This is a genomic window from Paenibacillus sp. J31P316 (assembly GCF_056269105.1).
The window spans coordinates 587184-611213 of the sequence record NZ_JBWDNI010000002.1 but is presented as its reverse complement, the minus strand read 5'-3'; the positions used below and the strand labels follow the sequence as shown (position 1 = coordinate 611213).

Genomic DNA, 24030 nt, shown 5'->3' with positions numbered 1-24030 from the left:
GGTGCACCCCGTGCACTACATTGCCAGAAAACCAGCAAATCCCGAGCAAGAGGTGCACCCCGTGCACCACTTTGCCGGAAAAATACAAAATTCCGAGCTACATCTTAAATAGTCCCCAATGCCGCTACTTTTGCAAAGCCGCCATGCGGTAATCTCAGCAACAGCAACAGCTCCCGGAGAGGTTCACCGGGAGCTGTTGGTTTTCCTTCTATTGCCCTGTAGTTAACTACAAGTTAACACCGAGCGCAAATTACTTCACCTTCGGCAAACCGTTGGCCTCTCGCACAAGAGCGAAGTACTGGTCTGCTCTGACCGCTTGATACTTGCTGCCGAGCGATTCGTTCAACTGGGCAACGTCGGTAGGCGTCATGCTCCAAGCGAGCAGGCCGAGCGATACGAAGAGCGGCGACTTGCCGTCCCACTTCGCTTTGGCCTCGTCCAGGATGCGCTTGCCGTCCTGTGCGGTACTGATGCCTTGGATCGTCGAGACCGGCAGTTTGCCGCCTTCGATCGAGACGCCGTAGCGATCTTCCCAGCTCAGGAACAGTCCCGGAACATGGTATTCGTTCGTATAGGCATTCACCTTAGCTTCGCTGAGCGGTACGTTTTGACCGTCGACTCGGTTCAGCACGTATGGAATCGTCATGCCGGTTTTCTTCATATACGGATACGTTTGCTTCAGGAAAGAAGCGAAGGTGTTTTCCGGCCAAGCGTTCGAGTAGAAATAGCCGGAGCCTGAAGGTCCTGCGATCAGTTGGTCGTTGGCAGTCGCCGTGCTCAAGTAGTGATCGAGCATGACCGGCGCGCCGTCATAGAGCAGCGGGCTCGACGTCCAGTTGAGCGGAACCTTGCCGCGGTTCGGATCATCCCATAACACGCGCATCCGATGCTGGTTGTACTGGAAGTTGTCGCCCTCGCTGAATGTATACGTAACGTAAATTTTGTTCTCGAGCTTCGGCGTCTTCGCGGGAGCCGGAAGCTTCGCTTTCATCGACGAGCCGGAGAACACGGTCATGTTGCTGAACCAATCGGCCGCAAGCACGTAGACGCTGTGGCGCGACGTGATTTCGACGGAATTGAACTCGCCTTCGACGTCGTTGCTGAACCAGCCGAGATACGGCGTGCCCGGCTTGACGTCCGATAGGATACGTTCGAACAGCTCGCGCTGCTCCGGCACGTTCGCGTCCAGCCAGAACACCATCGCTTTATTAGCTACGGCATAATCTCTTAAGTAGCCGTAAGGCTCTTTCTTCTCCGAAGAGAGCGGTTGTTCGTTCCCTGCGGATACCTTGTATTGGTTCCACATATCGACGGAAGCGGTCAGCTGCTTGGTGCCGGCTGGCGGCGTGAACTTATAGACGAAGTAACGGCCGTTATCGGCAAAACGGTGGCCGCCGTCGCCCGTGGAAACTTGCGAGCTTTGCGCGTCGTAGAGGAACGGTTTCTCTTCCTCGGTACCCGGGATGAAATGAGCGATCGTCTGGCCGTCCGCCTTGACAGTCACTTCATGTACCGCCGAGCCCCAGCCGTCCTGCGTGAAGGCATCGTCGAAACGAAGGAATGCCGAGTCTTTGCCCAGGAAAGGCGTCAAATCGAGATCATACACTTTACGGTTCTTCCCGTCGCGCTCCTGCGTGTTGTCCGCCGCGATCGTCTTGAAGGAAGCGGGCATGCCATCCGGAATGCGGATGGACGTATCCGGGCTCAGGCCGACCAGCATGCGGTGCGTAGTCTGGCTCCATAGATTCTCGTATTGCCATGTATAGGCATCGAGGCGATCTTTGAATTTGCCGCGCAGATCATCCAGCGTCTTCAAGCCGTAAGGCGCAGCGGCTAGCTTCTGCGCCAGCTCCGGACTGGCGACGACGGCATCCTTCAGACCTGCCAGCGTAGTGGCCACGTTAATGGAATCCGGAACGTTCGGATCATAGATGATCATGCCTTTGACTTCTTTCTTGAAGGTACGGACGATGTCCCAGTAGTTGTCGCGAACTTTATAGGGTACATCCAGGTCATTCAGCCAAGTGAATTTGCCTTCTTCTTTGCTCTCGAGCAGATAGACGCGCGGCTCCTGGCGATTGACGATGCCTTGAAGGGAAGCGAGCATGATCTTGACGTCGCCCGGTGCGTCGTAGATATCGGCGACTTCAAGCGATTTCACTTTGGCGAAGCTCGGCAAGGCTTGTCCGGTCGGCCAGGATACAGCGCTGTTGTTCTTGCTCGCGGCAGTCTGCGCCGGCGCTTCCGCCGATGCGCCGATCGTAAAGGTCAATGTACATGCCAGCGCAAGGCCCGCGGTCGTAAGCTTTCGAAACATGAATCGAACACCTCGTCTCGTAAATTTGGAAGGAATAGCGTACATCTGCTTCCTCAATCGTCATGCCTCAAAATCTCAGGTCCTGCAAGTTCTCCATCGCTTGATCGTGCCACTTGTCATTGAACGCGCTTTCATTCGGGCAGTGCCGATTTCGGCATCCCGCATGTTCTGCCTCTTTTCTCGGGCGGCTGTTACGCCTATCCTGGATTTCGCCTCCTTCATGTACGAAATCGAACATTTTAACCGCTTACATGTTCAGTTAATGTTTAATATATTCTATATAATCTTTCAATACTTTCGACAAAACTTCTTATGAAACTTCGCATAATCCCGGGTATTGCTAGGCCGAAGGAGGTGGTTTTGTGCAAAAATAAGGGTGTTTAGGATCAAGGAATCACCCTTGCATAGCTGAAGGTAAGAATATATTATATATACTAATATGATAACGAAACTTGGTGATGCGAAGTGAGTACGGCAGATCGGATACCGTTATATCAGAAAATCCAGGATTACATCCGAGATTTGATCGTATCGGAGGGCTTGAAGGAAGGCGACCGCATCCCGACCGAGAAAGAACTGATGGAGAAGTTCAACGTCAGCAAAATTACAGTTGTGAACGCGTTGTCGGGACTCGCGAATGAGAAGTTCATTACACGCGTTCCTGGCCGCGGCAGCTTCGTGAGCGGGAAGGGGAGAGAACAGGCGGCTGATGCGCAGGCTGCGTTATCCGCAGCGGTGCCGGCTGGCTTGTCAAGCTCGGGCTTAGCCGACCACGGCGAATCTCGTCACCGGACGGGCGTCATCGGACTCGTGATGCCTTCGATTTACGACTTTTTCGCGATTCGGCTCGTGGAAGGCATTCGCAGCACGTTAGAGGAGAGAGGCTTCCGCTGCCTCATTCTGTTGTCCGGGGGAGAGCTGCAGAAAGAAATCGATGCGATCAAGACGCTGAAGGACATCGGCATCGAAGGGCTTCTGATCTTCCCGGTCGACGAAGAGCGGTACAATGAGGAAATTCTTGCGATGAAATTCTCAGGCTTCCCGTTCGTCTTGATCGACCGGTTCCTTCCGGGGGTAGAGACGAGCTACATCGCGGCAGACGGCAGGATGGGGGCGAGCCTGGCGGTCGAGCACCTATGGGAGCTCGGCCACCGGGAAATCGCGATTTGCTCGGATTCTCCGCTGCAGACCATCACCGTTCAGGAACGGATCGAAGGCTACATGAACGCGCTCAAGAACAAAGGCGCGATGATCAATCCGGCGCATATCATCACGGAATTCCGCATGGACAACATGGAGGGACCCGAGAAGCATCCGCTGTATCGCTATATCCGCAACCGGATGGCGACGGCGTATATTACGCTTAACGGACGCCTGGCCGTGGAAATCTATCAGATGGCGCGCCATGCGGGACTCGACGTGCCGGGCGATCTGTCGATTGTCAGCTTCGACGACCCGACGTCGATGGTGGAAGATTTCAGCCTCTTCTCGCACGTGAAGCAGTTCGAGCACGACATGGGCTGCCGCGCGGCGGAGATGCTCCTGCAGATCATTCGCCCGGACGGCGCGAATGGCGGTAAATTCATGAAGACGCTTATCGAGCCTGAGCTCGTCGTTCGTCAGACATCCGGACCTCCCCGCGGCACGCACGAATAGGCAAGTTCGTACCACCCGGTTTTCCGTATCGACGGAAACCGGGTTTTTTGTTGTCGAATCGGGACGGACAAGTGGACAATTGTCCAGAAGGCTTGCGAAAGCCGTGGGAACGGGATTGAGAAATTTTTAATCGTTTGAATGCTAAAAGATTTCTAAAACATATTGAATATATATAATATTTAATATATATTGATAAATAGATAAGGAAGACATTGGTTCGGTCCCGCAGCGGGGCGTACGAACCAGTCATAACATTCGTAAGGAGGAGTCGCGATATGACCGCATCATTGCTTTGGAAGCGAATTTGGCGGCACAAGCTGTTCTATCTGTTCATGCTGCCCGGCATCATCTGGTTTTTCTTATTCTCTTACGTACCGCTATACGGCGTACAGGTCGCGTTCCGCGATTTCAGATTCTCCGGCGGCTTCAGCGGAAGCCCATGGGCCGGACTGAAATACTTCCATCAATTTTTCGACTACTACCAATCCAGCAAGCTCATTCGCAATACGATCCTTATCAGCTTGATGAAGCTTCTGATCGGCTTCGCAATGCCGATCGTGCTGGCTATCCTGCTTAACGAAGTGAAGAACGTTAGATTTAAGAAAACCGTGCAAACGCTTTCGTACTTGCCGTATTTCGTATCGTGGGTTGTCGTCGTCACCTTGATGCAGCGTTTGTTATCGCAATACGGCGGTCCGGTCAACAATTTGCTCGTCTCGGCGGATTTCGTCAAGGATCCCGTTCAATTCTTGAACAACACGAGCTGGTTCTATCAAGTCATTCTCGGCTCGGACGTTTGGAAGAACATCGGATGGAATTCCATCATCTATATCGCCGCCATCGCGGGCATCGATCAGCAGCTGTACGAGGCAGCCAAGATGGACGGCGCCGGACGCTACCGCCAAATCTGGCATATAACGATGCCCGGCATACGCAACATCGCCGTCATTCTGTTCATCCTGGCAACAGGCAGCTTGATGAGCGCGGGTTATGAACAGCTCCTCCTGCTCAACGGACCGGCGACGGCGGCGATCGGCAGCGTACTGGACGTACACGTCATCAATGCCGGGATCAACGAAGGCCGGCTCAGTTATGCGGCCGCAGTCGGATTATTCCAAAGCGTTATCGCGCTCGTGCTGATCTTGACGGTCAACCGGGTCGCTCGCAAGGTCAGCGATGTGTCCCTCTTTTAAACCCGCAGGAAGGAGAATACCGACATGAGATTACGACGTATCTCGCCATTTGATTGGCTCAATTATACGGTTTTGGCGTTGCTTGGCTTCTCGATGATCTATCCGTTTATCTACATCCTGGTCTACTCGCTGAACGACGGCAAGGACTCCATGATGGGCGCGCTTTACTTCTTCCCGCGCAAATTCACGTTCGACAACTATGGGCAGGTGTTCGACAATCCGAAGATCTGGGCGGCTTACAAAATCACGCTCTTGCGGACGCTGCTCGGGACGTTCCTCTCCGTGTTGCTAAGCACGCTGATGGCGTACGCGCTGTCGAAGAAGACGCTGCCCGGCCGGACGTTCTTCACCTTCTACATCTTCTTGCCGACGATCTTCAGCGCGGGGTTCATTCCGTACTTCATCACGCTGCAGAAGCTGCATCTCATCAATACGTTCTGGGTGTACGTCATTCCGTCGCTGTTCAGCTTCATGCATATCGTCATTATTCGTACGTTCCTGCAGGGCATTCCCGAGGAACTCGAGGAATCGGCGCGCATCGACGGATACGGCGATTTTCAAATTTTCACCCGCATCATCCTGCCGTTGTCGGGACCGGTGCTGGCGACGATCGGGCTGTTCGTCGGGGTCGCCCATTGGAATGACTGGTTTACCGGCGCTTATTACGTGTCGAATAAGGATCTCATTCCGGTTCAAACGATGCTTCAGCAAATGTTGACGGAAGCGGAAGCGTTGTCAAACGCCGCGCAGCAGGCATCCCAGAATGGCGGGCAGACGGTTAACATGAATGGAGCGGGTTCCACGCCGGAGTCGCTGCGAATGGCATTGCTCGTTATCGCCGTATTCCCGATTCTATGCGTGTATCCGTTCCTGCAGCGTTTCTTCGTTAAAGGGACGATGATCGGTTCGGTCAAAGGCTAATTTCGCATCAAGCGCAAGTTAAAGCTCGGGTATCGGTTTCGTGCTCGCCCCGTCCGGCTTTGCGGCCTGGATGGGCGGGCAAGAATCTTTATCATAAAACCACGATAATGCGGAGGGGTTCATATGTGGAATGCAAGAGGCAAAGTGGCAGCGACCGTCTTGACGACGGCGATGCTGGGAAGTTTGCTGGCAGCCTGCGGCAACAACGACAACGGGGACACGAACGGATCGACAAACGGAGCAAGCAACGGCGGAAGCGATAACAAACCGGTTACGCTCAAGCTGCTTCATAACTGGAACGGTTCGGGAGCCGGCAACGTCGAACCCGACATGACGCCGATCGCGAAAGCCATCAAAGAGAAAACGGGCGTTACCGTGAAATTCGAGTATACGAAAGGCAGCGAGGTCGAGAAGATCAACACGATCTTCGCAACGCAGGATTTGCCCGATATTTATACAGGCCCGGCATGGGGCGGCGAGTTGGACGGCGTAATCAAAGCGGCGAAGGAAGACCAATTGGTCGACCTGACCGACAAGCTGGACAAATACCCGAACCTGGCGAAGGAAGTTCAAAAAGAGAACGTTCCGCCGGCATTGTATGACAAAGCGATCGGCGGCATCGACGGCAAGCAGTACATGCTGTTCCAAAACCAGCCGGCCAGCGACAAGGATGCCATGGATTGGCTCTACGGCTTCTACGTGCGCAAGGACATCGCGACGAAGATCGGCGTTGACCCGCAATCGGTCAAAACGAAGGACGAACTGGTTGCTTTCCTGCAAAAAATCAAAGACGCGAACCTGCAGGAGAACGGCATGCCGGTATTCCCGCTGGGCGGCTTCTCGAACGGCTGGGCGGTAGGCATCGGCAACACGATGTTCTACGGTTCCGATTATGCCGATAAAGGCGACGGCACGCTGGAGCATATTTTCTTCACGAAGCCTTACGAAGACTACACGCTCTACTACCGTAAGCTCATTTCCGATGGTTTGCTCGATCCGGAAACGTTCACGCAGACGGACCCGATCGCGAAGGAGAAAATCAACCAAGGCCGTATCGCGGTATTGGCTGCCCACTATCCGGCCATTCTCGACGCTTCCAAAGAATACGTGAAAGCGCATCCGGGCAGCGATTACGTGCCGGTAGGTCCGCTGGAGCGCGCTGGCGCCGAAGATAACCGTCCGGTCGATCTCGGCATTCAAGGCAACAACGTTACGGTCATCACCAAAGAATGCAAGAACGTCGACGCTGCGCTGAAGCTGCTTGACTTCCTGGCTTCCGACGAAGGCTTCAAGCTCGTTCATTACGGCATCGAAGGCACCGACTATGACATGGTCGATGGCAAACCGGTAGCGAAGAAAGACGTGTTCGACAAGTTCAATGCGGATACGACGGGCAAAGCGAAGAAAGACGAAGGCTTCGGCATCGGTCTTGAATCGATGACTGGCCTGGATCGTACCAACACGCTCGGCGGCGACATTTGGGCTGACCAAGAGCGTACGGCTGCCATGGACAGCGCGCGCAAAATTCTCCGTCCGAACGGCATTCAAGTGATTTCCGCTTACAACGCCGGCGACTTCATCGCAAAATCGCCGCAATGGGAAACGCTCAAGCCGTCGATGGACCAAATCGGCGACGTGTGGAAAGAAGCCGTGTTCGCGAAGTCGGACGAAGCAGCGCTTAAAGTCATCAACCAACTGCGTACGCAAATCAAGAAAACAGGCTACGATGATGCCATGAAATTCGTCAACGACAGCCTGAAGGGCAAAGAAGTCGTGAAGCTGCAAATGGCGAACTAATTCATTCCTAAGTATCGACCATGCTTAAATAGATATTGACCATGCTTTCGGCGAACCCGCCAACCATTCGGTGTCCGGATGCACCGAATGTCGAACACGAACGCAATACTAATCGCAAAGGCCGGGCCTGCATAATTGCCGGCCCGGCCTTTCTATAGGAGGCGACGGATTTGAGCCGCAAGAAGAAAACGAATCCCGAATGGACAGGTTTTCAGGAATCGAGACCCTATGGAACGAAATATGATTTGCGCACGGATTTCGTCATGGTTTATGGCATCGGCGACGATTTGCCCGCACGGATCGAGGGCTGGAAGGAAGCCGGCTATACGATCCATCTGATGACGGGCGTCTCATGGGGCGAATATCAGGATTATCTGTACGGCAAGTTCGACGGACGGGATCACTGGGACGAGGCGCAGACGATTCGGGACGGCAGTCACATGCTGCATGGCAAGGACGTGCCGTACATGGTGCCGACGATTTCGTTTGCAGAGTATCTGGCCACCTATATTAAGAAAGCGATCGACTGCGGCATTGAAGCCATCCATATGGAAGAGCCGGAATTCTGGGCGCAGTCTGGTTACGAAGAAGCTTTCAAGCGCGAATGGCTCAACTACTACGGCGAAGACTGGATTCCTCCGCATGTGACGCCGGACGCGCAATACCGCGCTTCCAAGCTCAAGGCGGCTATGTATTACAGAGCGCTCGACCGGATCTGCAGCCAAATGAAGGAGTACGCGCTTGTCACCTACGGCCGAACGGTCCGTTTCTACGTGCCGACGCACAGCCTTATCAACTATACGCAGTGGCGGATCGTCAGTCCGGAAGCGCTGCTCGTGTCCATGCCTGCTTGCGATGGATTCATTGCGCAGATCTGGACGGGTACAGCGCGTACGCCGAATGTCTACAAGGGCGTTCGCCGCGAGCGCACGTTCGAGACGGCTTACCTCGAGTATGGCATTATGCAGGAGCTGACGCGCGGCACTGGGCGGGAGATGTGGTTCCTGCACGATCCGATCGAAGATAACCCGCGTTATGCGTGGAGCGACTATCGCTTCAATTACCGTCAGACCGTCGTTGCTTCGCTGCTGCATCCCGGCGTCAGCCAATACGAAGTCTGTCCTTGGCCTTGGCGCGTATTCTCTTTGCCGTATCCCAAAGAAGACGGCAAGGGCAAAGAGACGATTCCGGCGGATTACGCGACGGTGCTGCTGACGGTCATGAACGTGCTGCGAGATATGCACAATCATGAGGAAGCGGATGCCGGAACCGAGTATACGCGCGGCATCGGTCTTTGCTTGGCCAATTCGGCCATGTATCAGCGGGGGGATGTCATCGGCGAGGACGACGGCCGCGAAGCATTCAAGTACGACGGTACGGAATCGGCGGATAAGCTGTCGGAAGAGCAGCGCGACCTGCTGGATTGGTCGGCGTTCTACGGCTTGGCGCTGCCGCTGGTGAAGAGCGGCGTTCCGCTGCGTCCGGTGCAGTTGGACAATATTCTTACCTTCCCGGGCTACATGGACGATTACCGCGTGCTGCTGCTCAGCTACGAGTTCATGAAGCCGGAGCATCCGGGCATTCACCAGGCTCTCGGGCAATGGGTGCGGGACGGCGGCGTGCTCATCTACGTCGGCGACGGCACCGACCCGTTCCATGGGGTAAGCGAGTGGTGGAACCGCGGAGCCGGCAGCAAAACGTACGATCGGGCAGAGGAGCATCTGTTCGAATCGCTTGGACTCGGACGGGAGCCGCAAGAAGGCGAGCATGCCGTAGGCAGCGGCGCCGTCATGTACCTGCGGGTCAATCCGGCGTCTCTCGCGCAGTCTGCCGAAGGCGCGGAGCGGGTAACGGACAGCATCAAGCGCGCGCTCGGAATCCGTGGAGAAGCAGCGGACTATCGCGAGAGCGGCGTTCTGCGCATCCAGCGCGGACCTTATGTCATCGCGCAGGCGCTGGATGAGACGGAGTCGGACACAGGGACAGAGCTGCAGGGCTCGTTCCTCGATCTGTTCGAAGCTGATCTGCCGGTCCGTGACGGCATCGAGCTGAAGCCGGGCGATAACTGCCTGCTTTACGACTTGCGTCATGGAGCAGGCGAATCGCCGGCCGTGCTCGCGAGCTCGTCCCGCGTTCGCGACGAAGAGCGGAATTCCGCGGAATTCCGTTATGTGTCGGAATCCCCGTCGGACATGACGGTCAGCACGCGTATTCGCCTCTCGGATGCACCTCGTCGGGTCACGGCGGACGGCGACGAGATCGCGGTACAGTACGATGCAGCTTCAGGGACGCTGCTTGTCCGCCATGCAAGCAGTCCGACGGGCGTACAGGTCAAGATCTCCTTCTAAATGAAGAAGGTTGCATTGGAATAATGGCTATATGAAATAACGTTATCTTTAGATCGATGTAGAATAGATGTAGATCGATATAGAATAGATGTAGGAACGAATGAGATCATCCAAGCGAGGCCATCCAAGTTAGGCGCTTCAACCGCTCGCATATGCAGCGCCGGTTGGGCGCTTCTTTTATAGAAGCATCCTGTTGGGCGGACGCGTATATCCTGGTAATAAAGATTGTCAATCCAAGTGGAATGGTTTATGTTATGTTATATAACATGAACGCTAAGCGGGATGCTTGTACACGAGGAAGGAGCAACAAGATGAGCCAGGAACGATTGCCCAAACATATTTACGAGCAGCTTGCTTATTTCCGTTACCAGATTCGCAAATTCATCCGCTTCAGCGAGGAAGCCGCCCGCAGCAAAGGGCTGACGCCGCAGTATCATCAGCTGATGCTGTCGATCATGGGCTTTCCCGGTCGCGAGCATGCGACGCCGAAGGAGCTGGCGGAACGGCTGCAGATTACGCCGAATGCCTGCATTGAATTGATTCAGCGCTGCGAGGAGTTGAACCTTGTCCAGCGGTTTCCGAATCCGAGCGACCGCCGCAGTATATTTATTCGGCTGACGGATACCTCGAAGGAAATTTTGGAAGAGCTGTCGGAAATCCATATGGAAGAGCTGAAGCGCGCGGGACTGTTGGAATTCAAGGAGCTGTACCCGGGTTCGAACGAGAAGGAAGCATAGAACGGCCGGATGTAGGCAAGCGCCGAAATTTACCCTTTTTTAATATTTGAACAAAAAGTGAACGCTTCGTGACGATTTTGTGGTATAGTATAACTATATTATGCCAACGGGAGTGTTGCACAATGAACGACCACCAACAACCGGCAAGTGCGGACATGCAGAATCCAACCCAGAACGATAAGATCAATTACTGGACTTCATTGATGCCGAAGCTGGGATTGGCCCTTATGATTATCGGTGTTCTTATGAGCGCAGGCTTCTCATACGAGTTCAAGGATACGAATTTGGGATTGATGATCGGGTTCGGATTTATCATCGGCGGCATTCAAGTGTTGTTGCTGGGGTCATTGTTCCACGCGCTCCAGCCGAAATTCGTTACCGGCTCCTCCGCGGCGCCGGCGCGTCAACAAGTGGAACGCGTTCACCAATAATCGTACGGCGTTCGAACAGGACGCATAGAGCAAGAGGCAGCGAATCGTCGCTGCCTCTTTTTGTTGTATCCGCATTCGGGAAAATAAGGAAGATGTTCGGCCAGCATGCACCAAAGGTTGTCCTCAGTGGCGTTTTATCGGATTATCGCTGCAGGTAACGGAAGCCAATTGAAAGCCTTTGCAGCGCTATTCTTGAACGACTATTGAACGAAAAGTGTCCGAAAAGAAACAGAACGTTGACGGAATTGTTAACGACGGCGAACGGCGGTTCCAATCGCGACGCGATCTGATATGCTAGCGTCAAAGGGCCATACAAGGACGCTTGCATGTGTAAGGAGATGAGTAGCAAATGAAGAAACGATCCAACCTCCGCGGCTTGCTGCTGCTGATAACCGGGCTGCTGACGACCGTGCTCCTATCGGGCTGCGACGGCAAATTCGTCGTGTTCGATCCGCAGGGACCCGTGGCGCAGACCCAGTACAAGCTCATTATATTGTCGGCGATCTTATGCGCGATCGTCGTCATTCCGGTGCTGGCCATTACGGTATTCATCGTATTGCGCTACCGGGACAAACCGGGCAACACCGCGCCGTACAAACCGCATTGGGACGACAGCAAGGTGCTGGAGATTCTCTGGTGGGGCATTCCGATCGTCATTATCGCGATCCTGGGCGGATACACGGCCCGCGATACGTATGCGCTGGCGAGAACGCCGAAGACCGCGGTCACGGACGTCAAGCCGGTTGAAATCCAGGTCACGTCGCTGGATTGGAAATGGCTGTTCATGTATCCGGACCAAAACATCGCGACCGTCAACTACGTGCACATTCCTGCCGGCGTGCAGGTGCATTTCGAATTGACGAGCGATGCGCCGATGAACTCATTCTGGATTCCGCAGCTGGGCGGCCAGGAATATACGATGCCGGGCATGGCGATGTCGCTGTGGCTGCAAGCCGATAAAACGGGCAGCTTCTACGGCACGGGCGCCAATTTCAGCGGGAAAGAATTCGCGCATATGCGCTTCAACGTAACCTCCGAGTCGCAGGCCGACTTCAATAAATGGGTCGATTCCGTCAAAGGCAAGTCGAACGAGCTGACGGAAGCCGGTTATAACGAGCTCGCGATACCGGGCAAATCCGACGAACAAACCTTCTCCTCGTATCCGACGGAGCTGTTCGATTCCATCGTGAAGAAGAACGGCGGCCATCACATGGACATGGATATGGACGAGAACAAAGACGACAAGGTCGACACGGACGAACAAAAGTCCGATTCGAAAGGCGCTCACGACATGGACGATATGAGCGACATGGACATGAGCAATATGGATATGAGCAATATGAATTCAAGTGAAATGAATCACAAGTAGGTTGAGGGAGGAGCACATCATATGTATGCCAGTATAAAATCTTTCGCCTCCTCGTTTTTTGTGACGGGCGACCCGCTGATCTACGGCGCGGACGTCTCCATCGCATTGACCTCCATCGCCGTCCTGTTCGTCCTCTTCTATTTCAAGAAGTGGGGCTGGCTGTGGCGGGAATGGCTGACGACCGTCGATCACAAAAAAATCGGGATCATGTATTTAATCGCCTCCTTGCTCATGCTTTTCCGGGGCGGGGTGGATGCCTTGCTCATGCGGACGCAGCTCGCGCTTCCGAACGTGCATTTCCTGCAGGCGGATCACTATAACGAAGTATTTACCACGCACGGCACGATTATGATTCTCTTCATGGCGATGCCGATGATGTTCGGGCTGTTCAACATGGTCGTGCCGCTGCAGATCGGCGCGCGCGACGTCGCGTATCCGTTCTTGAATTCCGTCAGCTTCTGGCTGTTCTTCTTCGGCGCCATGCTGTTCAACATCAGCTTCGTCATCGGCGGTTCGCCGGATGCGGGCTGGCTCAGCTATCCGCCGCTCTCGGAGCTGTCAGGCAGCTCGGGGGTCGGGGAGAACTTCTACATCTGGGGCATCCAGATCTCCGGGATCGGGTCGCTCGCGACGGGGATCAACTTCATCGTCACGATCCTCAAGATGCGCGCGCCAGGCATGAAATTCATGAAAATGCCGATGTTCACGTGGTCGGTTTTCTCCAGCAGCATCATCATTATTTTCGCGTTCCCGATCTTGACGGTCACGCTGGCATTGCTCTTCATCGACCGTTATATGGGCGGCCATCTGTTCACGATGGACGGTGGCGGGTTCCCGATGATGTACATCAACTTGATTTGGATGTGGGGTCACCCCGAGGTATATATCGTCGTCTTGCCGGCGTTCGGTATCTTCTCGGAGATCGTCGCCACCTTCTCCCGCAAGCGGATTTTCGGCTATAAATCGATGGTCTTCGCACTGATGAGCATCAGCATTCTATCTTTCTTCACCTGGGTGCATCACTTCTTCACGATGGGCTCCGGCGCGGACGTCAACGTCGCCTTCGCGATCGCGACCATGGCGATCGGGATCCCGACGGGGGCCAAAGTGTTCAACTGGCTCTTCACGATGTTCCGAGGCCGAATACGCCTGGAGCAGCCGATGATGTGGACGCTCGCGTTCATTCCTTGCTTCGTCGTCGGGGGCGCAACGGGCGTCATGCTCGCGGTAGCGCCGGCGGATTACCAGTACCATAACAGTTACTTCCTGATCGCGCATTTCCATCAGGTGCTTATCGGGGGCGTCGTTTTCGGTTATCTGGCGGGCATCTACTATTGGTGGCCGAAGCTGTTCGGCTTCAAGCTGAACGAGCGGCTTGGCAAATACGCGTTCTGGCTGTGGAATATCGGATTCTACGTTTGCTTCATGCCGCAGTATGCGCTTGGTTTCATGGGCATGACGCGCCGCGTGTATACGTACGGTTGGGACATGGGCTGGGGACCGCTCAACCTGGTCTCGACGATCGGCGCCTTCCTTATGGGCATCGGATTCGTGTTCCAAGTGTGGCAGATTCTGTACAGCGTAAAATACGGCGAACGCGACACGACGGGCGATCCGTGGAACGCGCGGACGTTGGAATGGTCGATTCCGTCGCCGCCGCCGATGTACAACTTCGCGGTCGTGCCTGTCGTCGACGAACGCGATCCGTTCTGGGAAGAGAAGGAACGTCGCGACTTCGCTCCGGCGGATCCCGTTCCGGTCTCGAAGCTGGAATCGATTCATATGCCGAAGAACTCCGGCGTTCCGATCATCTTCGCCGCTTGCTGGTTCGTCGCCGGCTTCGGCTTCGTCTTCGGCTGGAATTGGATGGCGTTCGCCGGATTGGCCGGCGTAGGCATCTCGCTGCTCGTCCGATCGTTCACGTACGACACTGATTATTACGTTCCGCTCGAAGAAGTCATCGAGACCGAAAAAGCGGCAGGGAGGGCGGTTTAATATGCAGCAAGCCATGCAACACGGCCATTCGCAGCACGCGGATGCGTCGCATGATCACGGGCATCACGATCAAGAATCGATGAAAGTGCTCGGCTTCTGGATCTTTCTCGTCACCGACTGCCTGCTGTTCGGTACGTTGTTCGCCACGTATGTTGTCCTGAAGGGACATGTCGACGGCGGGCCGACAGCCAAAGAATTGTTCGAAATTCCGGGCTTCGTGGCGGAAACGTTCATCCTGCTCACGAGCAGCTTCACGAGCGGCTTGGCGGTGCTGGCCATGAATAAAGGCAAGGTCAACCAGCTTATCGGTTGGTTGATCGTAACCGCCGTGCTCGGCGCCTCGTTCGTCGGACTCGAGATCAACGAGTTCGTGAACATGGTTCACGAAGGCGCGAAAATTTCCACGAGCGCGTTCCTGACCGCCTTCTTCACGCTGGTCGGCACGCACGGACTTCACGTATCGGTCGGGTTGATCTGGATGATCGGCCTGATGGTGCAGCTGAAAATGCGCGGCATTACGCCGGTCACGCGCCGTAAAATCACGGTTATCAGCTTGTATTGGCATTTCCTCGACGTGGTGTGGATCTTCCTCTTCACGATCGTATACTTGATGGGGGTGATGTAAATGAGTCAGCATCCGGCAGGCGCGGCCGATCATAGTCATGGCCAACACGGCGAGCATGAGGATCACGGTTCGCTGAAAGCATACGTCATCGGCTTCATCATTTCCATCGTCCTCACCGTCATTCCGCTTCTGGTCGTCTTCCAGACGAGCATGAACAAAACCGGCGTCATCATCACCATCATTACGATGGCCGTCATTCAGCTGATCGTGCAGCTCTTCTTCTTCATGCACATCCGCGAAGGAGAAGGGCCGAAGTATAACGTCATGGCGCTTATCGTGGGGTTGTTTATCGTCGTCGTTATCGTCGCGGGCTCCGTATGGATCATGTCGTTTAACTCGGTTGTTCAATAATGCGAAACGGCGTTGAATAGACGCTAGAAAGCAAGAAAAGCGCGGTCTCCGATATGGGGGCCGCGCTTTTTGTCGTTTACTAGTACCGGACCTGCTTCAACCGGAGCAGCAGGATGCAGAGCAGATAGAGACAGCCGCTCACGCCGAACAGCGCATAGATGTTCGAGCTGAACAGCAGGATGGCATTGAAGGGGAAGCTCCAGATGAAGGCGATCAGGAGCGGCATGACTCTGGCTCGCAATAGACCGTAGAAGAATAGGCAAGCCGGCAGGACCAGCATCGTGAATGAGATGGACGGACTGCTAAGCTTGTTCATGCCCTCGAAGTACGGATCGGTCCAGGCGAGAGGAATCCATAAGGCGATCGACAGGAGGACAGCGACGAAGCCAAGCCATTGAATCGGTTTGAAAGTCAGGAATGCGATGTCCAAGCACCCTTTCGGCAACTGGGATTTAATTACATTGGCTTGATTATAGCGCAGCATACAGCCGCCGTACAGGATCGGAATCGCTGCTGCCGCGCAGCTTCAGGGCCTGAAATCGAATGCCCTCCGTTCAGCATGATATGGTTGTTCAAAAAAATGACGGAAACAGGTTCTAAAAATATAGTTCGTTCCCGGCTTGTCCATCCTGTTTTCCCGTCCGGCAGTCTGGTGAAAAAGCTAGTAATCAGCCGAGAGCTGCTAGCAGGGGAACCGAAAAAGAGACGGAGGGATAACCATGAAGACGCCAATTGTCGGGATATTTCGCAATGAACAGAACGTGTTCGATGTCATCGAAGAGCTGAAAGCGATGGGTTGGAGCGAGGAGAATCTGTCCGTGATCAGCCGCAGTCGGGAAGTGGTGCGGCAGGTGGATGTCGTTACGGGGACGAACGGAGCGGAGGGAATGGCTGCCGGGGCGGTGACGGGGGCTGTGCTTGGCGGCACGGTCGGTATCTTGGCGACGACGGGTTTGCTGCTCATTCCGGGAATCGGGCCGCTGCTTGCCGCAGGTCCCGCGGCCGTATTCCTTGCCGGCGCGGCGGTCGGCGGAAGCACGGGCACGCTGGTCGGCGGGCTGGTCGGTCTCGGCATTCCGGAGACGGAAGCGGAAGACTACCGGCTGCTCATCGAGAATGATCATTTTCTGGTCATAGCATCGGTTACGGAGGCGGAGCGTTCGAGCGTCGAGCGGATTTTTCTGGCGTATGGCTCCTTGCAGCAGCAGGCAGCGTCAACCGCTGCGCTCGAGCAAATAACGAAGCGGCACGCGCCGGACGATATTCGAGTCGTGATCGGAACGAAGGCTTCGGAATATACGCTCGATGCGCTTGCTCCCGTACAGGAATTTATCGTTCATCCATCCATCGGAGGTGAAGAAGGATGATCGCGGGCATAAGCGCGGCCGTTGCGGCAGCTTCCTTCTCCTGTCTCGTCTTCTATGGCATCAAGACGATGAAGAAGCTCATGACCTCCCTGGACGAGACGCGAAGGACGATTGCCGAGGTGCGGGTATCGGCCAGGAACGTCGTGCAGGAAGCGACGTCGACGATTCATACGCTGAACGAAACCGTCAAAGACGTGAAAGTACGGCTCAATAACGTCGATCCGCTGCTCGAGAGCGCCCACGATATGGGGGATGTGCTGCACAAGGTGACGATGTCGGTGAAGAAAGCTGTCGGACTGAATGACGGCATCGAGCCAAACGATGTGTCCGTGCGGAAGAGCGGGTTTAAGAAATGGTGAGAAGAGCTATGGGCTAAAGGTGCAAGCGATGGCCGCAGTTCCTTTATTCCGCTTCGACAGGCCCTTGCTTCAGATAGAAACGCGCGCTGGAGCCGCCGTCGACGGTGAACACTTGCCCGTTGATATACGAAGAAGCATCCGATGCGAGAAAAGCGACGAGCGGGGCGATATCGCCAGGTACGCCGACTCTCTTGACCGGAATTTGAACCGCATCGTACTCGCGTTCTGCCTCCGTGTCGTAGCTGTGCTTCTCGACCTCGACAAGGCCTGGCGCGACGGCGTTCACCGTGATGCCCAGCGGGGCCAGGTCGAGCGCCAGCTGCCTGGTGAGCGCATTCATTCCGCCCTTGGAGGCGGCATAGACGGCATAGCCGTGCATCGTCGTATTCGCATGAACGGAGCTGATGTTAATGATTCGTCCGAACCCCTGCGTTTGCATAACCCTTGCGCTGGCCTGTGCCGCGAAGAACGTGCCTTTCAAATTGGCATTCATAATGCTGTCCCAATTGTGCTCCGTTACGGATGCCCAGTGAATAACCGGATCGATCGCCGCATTATTAACGAGAATATCGATGCGGCCGAAGCGTTCGACGACCGCATCGACGAGCGCGGATGCTTGCGACGGAACGCCGATATCGGCTTGATAGCTGAATGCGGGGCAGCCTTGAGCATGAAGCTCCCGAATAAGCCGTTCGGCGGCTTCGGCGCTGGTTGCATAGTTCACGCAGACCGATGCGCCTTGGGCAGCCAATTCGCGAACGATCCCGCTGCCGATTCCTTTAGCCGAGCCTGTCACCAAAGCGACCCGCCCCTGAAGCTGTTTATGCTGACCTTGCATGCGCTTTCACTCCTTCGTAGTTAGAACCGGGCGGCGCTCGCGGCTGCGGAATACGCCATCCTGACGGGAACGATTTTCCTCTAACTCAAACAATAATGGACGTGCCTTGGACCGTCAATGATTAATTGGATTCGCTTAATTGACATTTGCCTATTGACGCTGACCCGACATTATCGCTATAATGACTTCAAACTTCACATGAACCACAAATTCGTTGACGAGAAAGAGTACGTCATCCGTCTGATTCACAGAGAGTTGGGGCAGGTGCAAACCAACATTCAGGCGCTGACCGAAGCCATCTCCGAGAAGCCAGCTGAAATGATAGTAAGCGGCGCCGCAGGTCCAGCGTTAACGGGACGCGTATTGTCGGATACGTGAACGAGTGCTGTTTTCCTGATCGGAAAGCGGAACTAGGGTGGTAACACGGGTATATACCCGTCCCTTTTAGGGACGGGTTTTTTGCGTTCTTAGGCGTCGATTCGAAACAAGGAGGAGAAACGGATGATCGGAACAACAACGTTATCGGATTTATTGTCGCCGGCGGCTCGCGAGATGCAGCCATCGGGCATACGGAGGTATTTTGATTACGCGGCGGGCCGGAAAGACGTGATATCGCTCGGCGTGGGCGAGCCGGATTTCGTGACGCCGAAGCTAGTGCGGGATGCCTGCATCCTGGCGCTCGAGAAGGGGCGCACGTCGTACACGCCGAATTCCGGGCTACCGGAGCTTCGGGAAGCGATCGCGGACTACTTGTCCTCCTCGTTCGCGCTGAACTACGAACCGTCTGACGAAGTGTTGGTCACGAACGGCAGCAGCGAAGCGATCGATCTTGCGCTGCGGGCTTTGATTACGCCGGGCGACGAAATCTTGATTCCGGAGCCGTGCTTCATCGCGTATTCTCCGATTGCGGCCTTGTTCGGCGGCGTAACGGTACCGATCGATACGAGAGCCGAAGATCAGTTTAAGCTGACGGCCGATGCACTGCGAAGCAAACTAACGCCGCGCTCGAAGATTCTCATGGTGAGCTATCCGAATAATCCGACAGGCGGCATCATGACGCGCGAAGACTGGCTGCCTATTGCGCAGCTTGCCGTCGAGCACAATTTGATCATCATCACGGATGAGATTTATGCGGAGCTGACGTATGGAAGGAAGCACGAAAGCATAGCGGAGCTGCCAGGCATGAAGGAGCGGACGCTGCTCATCAGCGGCTTCTCCAAAGCATTCGCCATGACGGGCTGGCGGGTGGGTTATACATGCGGACCCGAAGAGCTGGTGTCGGTCATGCTCAAAATCCATCAATATACCGCGATGTGCGCGCCGATTATCGGTCAAATCGCTGCTTTGGAGTCACTGACGAACGGGCTGGAAGAGAAGGATCGGATGGTGGAGTCCTACGATGGGCGCCGGAAGCGCTTCGTGTCGGGGCTTCGAGAGATCGGTCTTCCATGTCATGAACCTCTCGGTTCGTTCTACGCCTTTCCGTCGATCGCGCCTACGGGACTCTCTTCGGATGAATTCGCGCGACGTCTTCTCGATGATGCAGGCGTCGTCACGGTGCCCGGACACGTGTTCGGCGCGCAAGGGGAAGGCTTCATCCGCTGCTGCTATGCGGCCTCGCAGGCACAACTGGATGCGGCGCTGGAGCGGATTCATACGTTCTTGCGCACGTTATGAATCAACGATGAAGGCGTTTGGAAATAATCGATAAAATGCTGCGCGCGCTTCGACAGCAGATGATCCTTCAGCCACAGGATGCCGATATCCGATTGGAAGTTGGCATCCCGGATAGGCAGCATGGTCACGTCGCCATACGGGAAGGAGGCAAGAATGGATTTGGGAAACACGGTCACGCCGATGCCGGACGCGATCAAGGACATGATAACGGTCACGCTGGAGCATTCGCATATAATGTTCGGTTCCAAGCCGTGACGTCTGAATTCGTTCACTACTTGCTCGTGCATGCGGATGGTCTTGTCCGTCTTGAGCGTCAGCAGCGGATACTCGGCCAGTTCATGCATGCTGATGCTTTGGTTGTCATCGCCGGATTGCGGCACCCAAGAACTGGGGAAGACTGTTACATAAGGGTCGGACGGCAAAGGCAGGGTCGCGAGCTTGGCCGGCAATATGCCGGTTTCGAACGGCAGTCGCGACACGACGAGCTCGATCGAACGTTTCTCCAGCATTTCGCCGAGCAGGAAATGGTCACCCTCGGTAATTTTGAACGTAATCTGAGGGTAAGCGGCACGCAGCTGCTGGATGGGCTTCGGCAGTATCGACACGCAGGATACGACGGCGCCGATCGAGAGCGTGCCGCGGACGCCTTCCTCTAATTCCTTGACCTCCAGCATGGTCTCGTCGAGCTGCGCCAGCAGCGATTCGGCTTTGGAGCGGAGCAGCTCGCCTGCCGCGGTCAGCGTCAGCTGCTTCCGGCCGCGCTCGAACAGCTTCGCGCCCAGCTCCTCTTCCATGAGCATCAATTGGCGGCTGAGCGGCGGCTGCTCCATATGAAGCAATTTGGCAGCGCGCGTGATCTGCTTCTCCTCGGCGATGGCGAGGAAATATTTCAATTGTTTCAAGTCCATGGGAATCGCTCCTTTCCATACCTTCAGGGTATGCAAAATGGATAAAATAGATATTATTAATATAGCTACGGTCATAGTAAAATGCAATTAAACAACGAATATGACGAAAGAAGGGATTCCCATGATCGCATCTACTCCGATCACGATCGAACGCACGACTTCGCCTAAAGTAAAACCGCCTCAGGACAAACTCGGCTTCGGCGTCTATTTTACGGACCATATGTTCATCATGAATTATTCGTCCGAGCAAGGCTGGCACCAAGCCCGCATCGTGCCTTACCAGCCCATCACGCTTGATCCGGCCGCGAAAGTGTTCCATTACGGCCAAACCGTGTTCGAAGGCTTGAAAGCGTACCGCACCGAAGACGGCCGCGTGCAGCTCTTCCGCCCCGACATGAACATGAAGCGCCTGATCCGCTCCAACGATCGGATGAGCATTCCTCCCATTCCCGTGGAAATGGGAATCGAAGCCGTCAAGGCGCTCGCGAACATCGACCAGGAATGGATCCCGGACGGCGAAGGCAACTCGCTGTACATCCGTCCGTTCGTCATTGCGACGGAGCCTCTTCTTGGCGTTCATCCATCGCATGAATATCAGTTCATCATCATCATGTCGCCGGTTGGCGCTTACTATCCGGAAGGCATCAACCCGGTCAAAATCTTCGTGGAATCCCGTTATGTACGCGCCATGATCGGCGGCGTCGGGGAAGCGAAGACGGCGGGCAACTATGCAGCCGGTCTCAAAGCGCAGGAAGCGGCTCACGAGAAGGGCTATACGCAAGTTCTCTGGCTGGACGGCGCGGAGCATAAGTATATCGAGGAAGTCGGCAGCATGAACGTATTCTTCAAAATCGACGGCACCGTCTACACGCCGGCGCTGAACGGAAGCATTTTAGACGGCATCACGCGCAATTCGACGATCCAACTGCTGAAGCATTGGAACATCCCGGTCGAGGAGCGGGTGCTCTCCGTCGAAGAAATCTACGAAGCGGGCCGCAGCGGCAAGCTGGAGGAAGCATTCGGCACCGGCACCGCGGCTGTCATTTCGCCGGTCGGCGAGTTGAACTGGCTCGGCGAGAAGCTGGTCATCAACGGCGGCGTAACGGGCCAAGTATCCGAGAAGCTGTACACCAACTTGACGGGCATTCAATACGGCAAGCTGGAAGATCCGTTCAACTGGATGGTCGAAGTGAAATAAGTTTGACTGCGCACCGCGCGGTCCCGAAGCGTCGGGTAGGTCCATTGGATCTGTCCGGCGTTTTTTTGTTTGCGCAGAAGCCTGCTCGATGATTCAATTCTATAACTCTATGAAAAACAGACGAGCGCGTACTTCCTATCATTTGCGCACCGCATATGCTGTAGCAAGACAACTCATGCTGACGAGCAAATCGGAGTTTTCAAAGGATGATTGGATGCCGCGCACGCCATTAGCTAGATTACTGCGAGAAATGGTTGTCGTCGCAAGCGGGTCAAGCCATAGCAAGCTACCGGTAGAAGAAGTGATCCGGGAATGGTCAGAGTGGCATACGTTGACGGCGAAACGGAGAGGAAACGGGAAGAGCGACGAGAAGGCGGCTTATTCGTTGAAGCCCGTGCTCCAGACGGAGGCGAAGTCGTGGGAGAAACGCATGCGACCAAATTCAACTAAGCCGCGAATTGTGATTGTCGGCGCCGGTCTGGCAGGCCTGACATGCGCGTACCGGCTTCGACAGGCTGGGTATACAGCGATGCTCTATGAAGCGGATGATAAACTAGCCGCGGGCCGCTGCAGCACGCGGTATGATGATTTTGAGGAAGGGCAGATCGCCGAACGCGGCGGCATGCTCATCGATACCGGCCACCTCGCGATCCGAAGGCTCGCAAGGGAGTTGGGGTTGAAGCTGACCGATTTGCTTGCGGCGGAGCCGCCGGGATCGGAGCCATGCTATTACTTCGACGATCAGCCATACACGTTTGCCGAGGCAGCGGAAGACTTCAAGGCTGTTCTGCCGACGCTCAACCGCGATTTGCAAGCCGCGGGATTCCCGACGCTGTATAACCTCCATACTAGGCGCGGACAGGAGCTGGACCAGATGTCCGTCACCGATTGGATCGAGGCGTCGGTCCCTGGTGGAATGCGCTCGAGATTCGGGCGGCTGCTGGACATTGCCTGTACGATCGAATACGGGGCGGAAGCCGGCATGCAGAGTGCGCTGAATTTTCTTTATTTGCATGGATTGATGGAGGAGGCTGACGCGTTCAGCATGTTTGGCCTGTCCGACGAGCGATTCCAAGTGCAAGGCGGCAATGAACAATTGGTCTGGCGGCTTGCCGCCAAGCTGGACGAGCAAACGATCGTCCGCGGACGCCGGCTTGTCGCGATCGCCGAGAATGCAGACGGCAGCTATCGTCTTTCCTTTCAGCAAGGCGGGGAGATTGATGTCGTCGAAGCGGACAAGGTGGTGCTCACGGTTCCGTTCTCCATCCTTCGCTCCTCCGTCGACATCAGCCAAGCCGGGTTCCGATCGCTGAAGCGCGATGCGATCCATGAGCTCGGCATGGGGACGAACAGCAAGCTGCACCTGCAGTTCGCGGACCGCCACTGGCTGTCGCTCGGCTCGAACGGGGATACGATTGCCGATACCGGCTACCAGAACACCTTCGACGTCGTCCGCGGGCAGCCGGGGATGGCAGGCTTGCTCGTCGATTATACGGGGGGCAGTATCGGAGAAGGCATGCTGACAGGAAGCGCGGAGGAGCGGGCCCTGCGGTTCCTGCAGCAGATCGAGCCTGTACTCCCGGGAATATCGGCAAAGTGGAACGGCAAAGCCGTACGCGATTATTGGCTGGGCAATCCGTACTCGCTCGGCTCCTATTCCTATCGCAAAATCGGCCAGTATACGAAGTTTGCCGGCATCGAAGGCGAGCGCGAGGGGATGTTCGGCAATTGCCATTTTGCCGGGGAGCACACGTCCATCGAGTTCCAGGGTTATATGAACGGCGCGGTTGAAAGCGGAGAACGCGCAGCCAGCGAGATTATTGAAGATTTACGTTGAAAGAAACCGGTTCCTGCGGAGGAGCCGGTTTTTTGTCGTCTTGTCACTGAAATTCAACGCATTTTTCGCCGTAAAGCTTGTTCTGACCGTGCTGAAAATGTAATAA

At 55.3% G+C, this 24030-nt stretch carries 20 protein-coding genes and 1 other annotated feature; of the genes, 16 read left to right on the top strand and 4 right to left on the bottom strand.

What is annotated here, in order from left to right; translation table 11 throughout:
• Positions 1–250: 250 nt before the first annotated feature.
• Positions 251–2317: a GxGYxYP domain-containing protein gene (locus AC0YNU_RS08085; protein ID WP_475755065.1), complete on the bottom strand. Its 2067-nt coding sequence runs from the start codon at positions 2315–2317 to the stop codon at positions 251–253.
• A gap of 465 nt (positions 2318–2782) precedes the next feature.
• Between AC0YNU_RS08085 and AC0YNU_RS08080 the strand changes: the two genes are divergently transcribed.
• From AC0YNU_RS08080 to cyoD, 11 genes are all read left to right on the top strand, one after another.
• Positions 2783–3973 (top strand): GntR family transcriptional regulator, encoded by a 1191-nt coding sequence (locus tag AC0YNU_RS08080; protein WP_475755063.1) that lies wholly within the window; start codon positions 2783–2785, stop codon positions 3971–3973.
• Between the two features lie 275 nt (positions 3974–4248).
• Positions 4249–5166: an ABC transporter permease gene (locus AC0YNU_RS08075; protein ID WP_475755061.1), complete on the top strand. Its 918-nt coding sequence runs from the start codon at positions 4249–4251 to the stop codon at positions 5164–5166.
• Positions 5167–5190: 24 nt separating this feature from the next.
• Complete coding sequence (locus AC0YNU_RS08070; protein ID WP_475755059.1) at positions 5191–6087, top strand: carbohydrate ABC transporter permease; 897 nt, start codon at positions 5191–5193, stop codon at positions 6085–6087.
• 123 nt (positions 6088–6210) lie between these two features.
• Positions 6211–7884: an extracellular solute-binding protein gene (locus tag AC0YNU_RS08065; RefSeq protein WP_475755057.1), complete on the top strand. Its 1674-nt coding sequence runs from the start codon at positions 6211–6213 to the stop codon at positions 7882–7884.
• Positions 7885–8054: 170 nt separating this feature from the next.
• The gene (locus tag AC0YNU_RS08060) at positions 8055–10232 is read left to right on the top strand and encodes a hypothetical protein (RefSeq protein WP_475755054.1); all 2178 of its coding nucleotides are present in this window, start codon (positions 8055–8057) and stop codon (positions 10230–10232) included.
• A 311-nt stretch (positions 10233–10543) separates the two neighbouring features.
• Positions 10544–10969, top strand: a complete 426-nt coding sequence (locus tag AC0YNU_RS08055; protein ID WP_475755052.1) for a MarR family winged helix-turn-helix transcriptional regulator — start codon at positions 10544–10546, stop codon at positions 10967–10969.
• A 122-nt stretch (positions 10970–11091) separates the two neighbouring features.
• Positions 11092–11400, top strand: coding sequence for a hypothetical protein (locus AC0YNU_RS08050; RefSeq protein WP_475755050.1), 309 nt, complete (start codon positions 11092–11094; stop codon positions 11398–11400).
• Between the two features lie 349 nt (positions 11401–11749).
• Positions 11750–12769: a ubiquinol oxidase subunit II gene (locus AC0YNU_RS08045; RefSeq protein ID WP_475755048.1), complete on the top strand. Its 1020-nt coding sequence runs from the start codon at positions 11750–11752 to the stop codon at positions 12767–12769.
• Positions 12770–12790: 21 nt separating this feature from the next.
• The gene (locus AC0YNU_RS08040) at positions 12791–14764 is read left to right on the top strand and encodes a cbb3-type cytochrome c oxidase subunit I (RefSeq protein ID WP_475755046.1); all 1974 of its coding nucleotides are present in this window, start codon (positions 12791–12793) and stop codon (positions 14762–14764) included.
• Between the two features lies 1 nt (position 14765).
• Positions 14766–15389, top strand: a complete 624-nt coding sequence (gene cyoC, locus AC0YNU_RS08035) for a cytochrome o ubiquinol oxidase subunit III (RefSeq protein ID WP_475755044.1) — start codon at positions 14766–14768, stop codon at positions 15387–15389.
• On the top strand, positions 15390–15740 hold the full coding sequence (gene cyoD / locus AC0YNU_RS08030) for a cytochrome o ubiquinol oxidase subunit IV (RefSeq protein WP_475755042.1): 351 nt from the start codon (positions 15390–15392) through the stop codon (positions 15738–15740). It begins immediately after the preceding gene.
• 79 nt (positions 15741–15819) lie between these two features.
• Here the strand turns inward: cyoD and AC0YNU_RS08025 are convergent, their stop codons facing one another.
• A complete protein-coding gene (locus AC0YNU_RS08025) occupies positions 15820–16170 on the bottom strand; it encodes a hypothetical protein (protein WP_475755040.1) in 351 nt (116 codons plus the stop codon).
• A 289-nt stretch (positions 16171–16459) separates the two neighbouring features.
• Here AC0YNU_RS08025 and AC0YNU_RS08020 point away from each other — a divergent pair, with 289 nt between their 5' ends.
• Both AC0YNU_RS08020 and AC0YNU_RS08015 read left to right on the top strand, forming a co-directional pair.
• Positions 16460–17107: a general stress protein gene (locus AC0YNU_RS08020; protein ID WP_475755038.1), complete on the top strand. Its 648-nt coding sequence runs from the start codon at positions 16460–16462 to the stop codon at positions 17105–17107.
• Positions 17104–17466, top strand: coding sequence for a DUF948 domain-containing protein (locus AC0YNU_RS08015; RefSeq protein ID WP_475755036.1), 363 nt, complete (start codon positions 17104–17106; stop codon positions 17464–17466). Before AC0YNU_RS08020 ends, AC0YNU_RS08015 begins: the two co-directional genes overlap by 4 nt.
• A 43-nt stretch (positions 17467–17509) precedes the next feature.
• On the opposite strand, the gene AC0YNU_RS08010 is transcribed toward AC0YNU_RS08015, so the two are convergent.
• Positions 17510–18304, bottom strand: coding sequence for an SDR family NAD(P)-dependent oxidoreductase (locus AC0YNU_RS08010; RefSeq protein WP_475755034.1), 795 nt, complete (start codon positions 18302–18304; stop codon positions 17510–17512).
• A gap of 205 nt (positions 18305–18509) precedes the next feature.
• Positions 18510–18750, top strand: a binding site (T-box leader).
• Positions 18751–18805: 55 nt separating this feature from the next.
• Between AC0YNU_RS08010 and AC0YNU_RS08005 the strand changes: the two genes are divergently transcribed.
• Positions 18806–19981 (top strand): aminotransferase class I/II-fold pyridoxal phosphate-dependent enzyme, encoded by a 1176-nt coding sequence (locus AC0YNU_RS08005; protein WP_475755032.1) that lies wholly within the window; start codon positions 18806–18808, stop codon positions 19979–19981.
• On the opposite strand, the gene AC0YNU_RS08000 is transcribed toward AC0YNU_RS08005, so the two are convergent.
• Complete coding sequence (locus AC0YNU_RS08000; RefSeq protein WP_475755030.1) at positions 19957–20889, bottom strand: LysR family transcriptional regulator; 933 nt, start codon at positions 20887–20889, stop codon at positions 19957–19959. The two genes, AC0YNU_RS08005 and AC0YNU_RS08000, sit on opposite strands and share 25 nt — an antisense overlap.
• A 121-nt stretch (positions 20890–21010) precedes the next feature.
• Between AC0YNU_RS08000 and AC0YNU_RS07995 the strand changes: the two genes are divergently transcribed.
• Together AC0YNU_RS07995 and AC0YNU_RS07990 are read left to right on the top strand one after the other, a co-directional pair.
• Positions 21011–22087: a branched-chain amino acid aminotransferase gene (locus tag AC0YNU_RS07995; RefSeq protein WP_475755028.1), complete on the top strand. Its 1077-nt coding sequence runs from the start codon at positions 21011–21013 to the stop codon at positions 22085–22087.
• A gap of 175 nt (positions 22088–22262) precedes the next feature.
• A complete protein-coding gene (locus AC0YNU_RS07990) occupies positions 22263–23924 on the top strand; it encodes a flavin monoamine oxidase family protein (protein ID WP_475755025.1) in 1662 nt (553 codons plus the stop codon).
• The last annotated feature ends 106 nt before the right edge of the window (positions 23925–24030 follow it).